The organism is Pseudoalteromonas sp. S3776 (genome assembly GCF_005886915.1).
Taxonomy (GTDB): Bacteria; Pseudomonadota; Gammaproteobacteria; order Enterobacterales; family Alteromonadaceae; genus Pseudoalteromonas.
Genome location: NZ_PNCU01000036.1, coordinates 1 through 6,424, shown reverse-complemented (window position 1 = coordinate 6,424; position 6,424 = coordinate 1). Strand labels below are relative to the sequence as shown.

5 protein-coding genes and 1 pseudogene are annotated in these 6,424 nt (G+C 35.7%); 5 read left to right on the top strand and 1 reads right to left on the bottom strand.

Annotated elements, in window-relative coordinates; all coding sequences use genetic code 11:
• The 5 genes from CWC16_RS14135 to CWC16_RS14115 form a co-directional block, all read left to right on the top strand.
• Window positions 1–571, top strand: a 571-nt coding sequence (locus tag CWC16_RS14135; RefSeq protein WP_349665941.1) for a helix-turn-helix domain-containing protein, incomplete at its 5' end; no start/stop codon positions are given.
• Window positions 572–720: 149 nt separating this feature from the next.
• On the top strand, window positions 721–1,149 hold the full coding sequence (locus CWC16_RS14130) for a hypothetical protein (protein WP_138541978.1): 429 nt from the start codon (window positions 721–723) through the stop codon (window positions 1,147–1,149).
• 10 nt (window positions 1,150–1,159) lie between these two features.
• Entirely contained in the window at window positions 1,160–2,188 is a 1,029-nt protein-coding gene (locus CWC16_RS14125) for a hypothetical protein (protein WP_138541977.1), read from the top strand.
• A gap of 869 nt (window positions 2,189–3,057) precedes the next feature.
• A complete protein-coding gene (locus CWC16_RS14120; RefSeq protein ID WP_138541976.1) occupies window positions 3,058–3,600 on the top strand; it encodes a DUF6795 domain-containing protein in 543 nt (180 codons plus the stop codon).
• A 120-nt stretch (window positions 3,601–3,720) separates the two neighbouring features.
• Window positions 3,721–4,779, top strand: coding sequence for a lipase family protein (locus tag CWC16_RS14115; protein ID WP_249929263.1), 1,059 nt, complete (start codon window positions 3,721–3,723; stop codon window positions 4,777–4,779).
• 80 nt (window positions 4,780–4,859) lie between these two features.
• Here CWC16_RS14115 and CWC16_RS14110 read toward each other — a convergent pair.
• A pseudogene (locus CWC16_RS14110) lies at window positions 4,860–6,007 on the bottom strand (PA0049 C-terminal domain-containing protein).
• Between the last annotated feature and the right edge of the window lie 417 nt (window positions 6,008–6,424).

The following is a 6,424-nucleotide window of genomic DNA, read 5'->3' as shown; positions in this document are numbered from 1 at the left end:
TGCTAAGTATACATGGTCTAGATATTCAGCTTTTATCAAAAACACAGCGACGCCGAAATGGTTAGTTCGGGACTTTATATTTTCGCTTCAAGGAAAAAAGTGTAAATATGCTGCTTATAAACAGTTTGTTGAATATGAAAACAATAAAGAAATAAGCGCTTTTTATAGTGCTAAAAAGTTATTGTCGGTTTTGGGTTGTGCGGACTTTATTGAAAACATAAAAGACTATATTGCCAAGTCAGATAGCGAAAGAAAGCTTGTTAGAAAAAAGCACTCAGCAGATGATGTTATAGCCTACTTAGCTAAACACTTTAATGTTGAGGTAGATGATATAGTAACGGTTAAAAAGGGGCGAAAAGAGAAAAATTTACCACGCTGGTTTGCTATTAAATTATGCCAAGATTTAACGGGGTTAAATTTGCAGGCATTAGCAGCTGTTTTTAATGTTGAGCATTATTCGGCGATATCGAAAGCTGTAGGTAGGTTGAATAAATCAATGGTTGAAGATGAAAAGGTTAAATTACAATTGGAAAAACTTCGAGATTGTTTGATGTCTGAAGTCAAGATTTGACCCCAAACCTTTTTTTGATAAAAATACAGAAAAACTCTATATTTCCTATAAAGCAGTTTTTAATTTATCTTAACAACTTTGCTCAGAAGTATACATTACTCAAAGAAAAATATAATATTATTAATATCTAATGTTAAACGGATTTAATTATGGAAGAAATTACAGCTTTCTCAGAAAATAAAACCAAAGAAAAATTACAGGTGCGCTTAGATAGCCTGAAAAACCAACAGGTATTATGTGGAGAAAAGGTAGAAAGAATATTTAGAAGAAAAAATTGCACATATATTTTTTTTACCTCAGATGATTCTCCATACGAGGAGGCATTGTACATTACTTTAGTTGATTCAATAGGTGAAGTTATTGAAAGTGTTGAACTGATGAAGCCATATTCGCCAGGGATTTTGAAAGATTTAATAATTAGAAATGATCAAAATATTGAATTTAAATTTTGGGGGGAATCGATAAATAATTTAATTATTGCAGACAAAAAAAAAGTACACTTCTCTCATATAATACCTTCAAATGGTGTTCATTACTCCAATAAATTATCACCAAGTTATTTAACAATAAAAGATTAAGGTTTCAAACATGGACTCGTTTATTTCTGATAAAGATGTAGAAATTAGTATTAAGCAAATGGAAATAGCTGCGATTAACTTTGGTAGTCGTTTCATAAATGACTCAAAAGTAAGAGCACTATATATGGAACAGACAAAAAAAATGTCCTTGGAATTAGTTAATGCTTATAAGGCTGGAGTCATTACGCCTAAACAGGCAGCTGTAGCTGCAAATGAGATGCGGAATGAAATAATGACTGTTTCTCGCAGTAAAACTAGTGATATTGGTAAAGCTAAAGTAGTTAAGTTAAAGGCAAAAGGTCTGAATTTAGAGACGTTATTAGATAAATATGCAAAAAGCCAGTTCGGTAAAAGTTTCGCTGAGCTTACCGAATCAGAAGCTTCATCAATTTATAAAAAGATAGTTCAAAGTGCAGGGAAGGCAAATCCTAAGGTTAGTGTCAAAGCAAGCAATTTAGGCAAAGCCGGACGAAGTTTATGGGTACTTTCTATATGCATCGCCGTTTATAATATTAGTAGTTCTAATAATAAAATTAAAACTGCAGGGCGTGAAGCAACCAACATTGGGGGAGGTTTCGCTGGGGGCGCTGCTGGGGGCGCGACTGCTGGTATCTGGTTTGGGCCTATTGGTGTAGCTGTAGGTGTTGTAGTTGGAGGTGTTTTAGGCTCTATTATATCTGATCAAGCATATATTGAGCTTGCAGGTCCTGATGGAAAATTTGCAAGAAGTTTTATACCTCGCTTTACTAATGTCTTATCTACTCATGAGAATAAAATGGCAAGTGCTTTAATTACTGAGTGTACGTATGAATTAGATAAGGTAATGGCTGTTTTTTTTGAATTGAATGATAAATATTTCACTGATGTTGATGATATTGCACTAGCTTATGTAGGAATGATTAGAACAGGTAGGTATCCTCTTATTAAGCAAGCTTTATCACTAAATAAAGCTCTAAAAAACTTTCTTATTCAGGTATTGGATAGTGGTTGGACGTCTTCTTCTGAGAAAGAGTGTATAAGGTACCTTCGTCATATCTAGTTACAATGGACTTCTGTAGTGGTCAACTAATTTTGGCCACAGTTTTAAAATTTAAAAGTGTTAGAAATTATTTTTAATATTCAACACTATTCAGCCATATCCCAAACGGTATGCAGGCTAAATAAGTTAATAATTGAAGATGATAAGGTCAACTTACAGTTCGAAAAACTTCGAGATAGTTTGATGTATGAAGTCAAGATTAGATCCCAAGCCTGACTATACAGGAACTGCATATAACGGGGAAATTAAGGGTATTGCAATTGGTGTCCTTGAGAGCCTAGAGAGTGAAGGTTGAAGCATTGTCAGCAAGTGACCAAATTTCCAATTTAAAACATAGCTCAATCTGTGCTGCGGCGATTGTTGCGAGTGTTTTTAGCTATTCATCATTAGCATTCACTATATAAATACTGTTATGGCCTTACAGCGCAGTAGATGAGCTAGGTCAGCGGGTAATAGGTTTTTTTGTTGGAATATGTATATTGTTTGGTGTACTTTTATCAATTGGTAAATGCTTGGTTCTAAAGATTTATAGCCTGTTAGCTTGTAGTGCTATAATTTCATCCCTTATTTATATAATAGGTATTGTTACCGAGCAGAGAGATGGTTTTTCTTTTAATGGCTTAGAACTTTCTGTTTTATTTATAGTACTTAATTTTATTACTCTTTTTCAAAAGTAAATATTTAAAATTTAGCATTAAAGTAATTAAGAGGCTTAAAAGACTACATCAGCAGCAGTTAGAGTAGCGAAAATTAATTGCATATTATTTAATACCCTACAAAATATTTTAATATCGACAAGGACTGTGGGTAATCTTCATAATAAATTACACATTATTCCTCCTAAAACAATCATATTCCAAGAGGTTATTGTGTCAGTCATCGACAAAATTCAAAACTTCAGCGCGAAAATTCAACCTTTTTTTGATAAATTTGGTGCAGATAAAGTACACCTATCTCCTGAAGTATTCGGGTGTTTAAAAGATAATGGTGAGCCAATTGGCAATCAATTGATTTTACGTAGTCTTAGCTTCTCCGATGGTAAGCCACGTAAAGATTTTGTTTATACAGACTCCGATGGTAGTTTTAGATTTCCTGAAAAAACGATTCGTTCCGATGAACCCAGCATACCATTCAAAGAAATATTTACTAATCAATACATTACCACGACTATTAATAGAAAAAAATTTATTATTTGGCGAGCGACATTAATAGGGAAAAACCCTATTGATGAATTTAACAATAAATTAAGTTGCCTTAACGCTGATATTAATAATGAGGCCATTTTATTTAGCTTTTCTAGTAGTCGAGAAGAAGTGAGTTTAGAGGGGACTTCAATTTGTCGTTGGGATAAAGACTTTGAAGTTATTGATGTTGACGAACACCTAAATCTAACTAACGATTATGTTAAATAAAAATATAAGGAAATAATTATGATGCAAGTTTTAACTCCTTCATTAGCAGCTTGATTTGCTGCTATATCATATTCAACTGACACAACTGATGGTGTCGAGGGCTCTGCTTATTATGGAGCTTTGTCTAGATACTTTGATTTTGATAGTGATTCAGTAAAGGGCATAAGTGGATCTATCCTAGAAAGAGTTTTCCGTCATCGTACACCTTTTGGTTGTATTGCTAAGGGAAAAACTAACGCGTTTAAGGGTCATTATGTACTAGCGCTTAGAGGAACAGCAAAAATGCGCGATTGTATTACTGATCTACATTGTGGTGTTTCCACTGGTCCCAATAACCAAAGTGTACATGCAGGATTCAATCAAACATTTAACTCGCTCAAATCACAGTTAGAACAGTATTTTTCGAATAATCCTACAGCTCCTGTTCACGTTGTTGGTCACAGTTTAGGTGGCGCATTAGCTAATTTAGCTGCAAACTGGTTGAAACAACGCTTCAAAGTACCTGTTAAACTCTATACTTTTGGTGCTCCGCGAGTTGGGCTATCGAATTTTGCGAACCATACACAAAATGCTTTACAGGGGGTTTACCGCTGTGTACATGCTGGTGATCCTGTACCAATGGTGCCTGTGTGGCCTTTCGTACACACTACTTATGAATATATTTTAAATTCATCCCCTTTAATATCACCAGGGGCGCATAGTATGTCTAACCCAATACCAGGGTATTTGAATACGGCATCAAAATATAAAACTTATGAAGATATACAAAAGGGATTTGAACTACGCTACCAAGAAGCCACTCGTCTTGAATTTGAAAAACGTCATCAAGCTAGTTTCAATGCTCTTTGGGCCAGGAAAATAGGTGCAGCACTTCTTGATTTTTTAAATAAAATAGGTGCGATTAGTGCACTACAAGTTAGTGTTACAGGTTTATTAACTGTTTATGATGCCATTGCGTCTTATTTAGCGAATGAAGTAGAAACCTCACGAGCTTATGCTGCAGAAGTAAAAGGTATAGTAGGCCATATGTATGTTTTTTGTGGCTTACCAGCAAGTAAGCTTATAGATTTTAGTTACTGTGGGATTCGTGCTATTTTGAAAAAAATGCTAATTAAACTTTCTCAGCTGGCTAAATTCTCAATTGAATTAGCAAGCCATACAGCTCATTTAATGGTTTAAATAAAAACTGAGAAGACTGTAAATAGAAAAAAGGGCAATAACATTGCCCTTTTTTACGCCCTTAAAGTGGTAGCTCTAAATTATAGCGCGACTAAGCTTTGCTCTAGCATTGCTTTTATTTGTTTTACTATTTTAGCTTCTGTTTCAGGTTCGAATTGTTGTATACGTGGGGTGTGAATATGCCCTGTAGGTATACTTGAATTAAGCGCATCGCGCAGGCGAATGCTTCGGTACGATATTTCGTTAGACAAGTAACCACCGCCGCCGCCATTTACCGCAATACTATTTTTAAGCTCGCCATACGAACCGGCTTTATAGGTTTTTTCAAGCGTGGTGACTTCATGATTGTCGATAACTTTATAAGGGCCTTTGGCTTGTTGCATGTAAGTTACAGGCAAGCTAAATTTTACAAATTCGTTGCCCGGGAGTGGTCGGCCATTAAGTTTTGGTATTACTGGGCTTGTTTGCGTGCCGCCATACACAATATTGGCATTGTCTGGGGCGGTTACACTGCGACGTTTACCCGGAAAGTGCTCTAAATCAAATTCTGTCCTGCCCATACTTACGGTGACTATCATGTCTACATTATTAAGTGCGTAGTAGGGGGCAAGTAGTGACTCTATTATGCCTTGATCAAAGTCTTCGTAGCGCACCGGCACCATAACGGTGTTAATTTCTGCGCTCACGCCTTTGTAATTAATAACTTGGCCGTCGAGTAATAACGCAGCAACACCTGAGGGGTTACTTTGGTTTATGTTTTTATCAAGTAAAAAAGGGTCAAAGCCCGTTAGTAATATTTTTTAGTGCTGCCTGATGAAAAAGCAAGGTCAGTACGTCCTCTGCTGCCTTCCTCAAGTAGGGTTAGTAAGGTATTTAACTGAGCCTGCGTAATTGAAAACTTAGGTGATGTTGTACGTATTACTTTGCTTGAAAGCAGGCGCGCCCAGTAAAGCTCTCTGTCGTCGTAATTATTGGTTTTTATTATGCGTTGCTTGGCACTTTCCCACAGTTCAAAGCTAAAGCTTTGTACTAATGTTTTTGCACTTTTAAAGTCGCTTAACTCTTTAAATTGTTGCTCAAAACTAGATACTTGTGGGGTAAATGCTTTTAAAACATTTGGCATTGCTGATTGGGCTTTGTTGATACGCTGTTCTTCAACAGTTAAAGGATTACTTAAAGCAGCGAATGAAGAGGCGATTAAGCTGGTCGCTAATAATACTTTGATCATAATATTCCTAAGATAAGGCTATTGTTTTATATGTAATTTACCATCCTATGATTACTAATCAAGAGCAACCTATTAACGTTGAATCGACTGAAATTTGCTTTTGTTGTTTGTTATGCAATTCAACACTGCAACATACAAGGAGCTCAGTGCGACCTTGTTCTTCTTATTTTTCAGCAGTATTGAGTACAAGCGCTTGCTGTTTTATTTGCACTGCAGAGTTTTTTTCTATTAATAAAATCGCAAGTTAGCGAGCGGCTAAAAAATGGAGTCGTAATGCGGGTATTATTCAAAAACCTGTGGACGGGCAACAACTGTAAGTTGGTTTGGGATAGGCGAAACTCAACGCATAGCCAATGTAATAAATTCAGCTACAGATAAATACCAATGCTATTGGTTGTAGATACCATCTCTCATTTT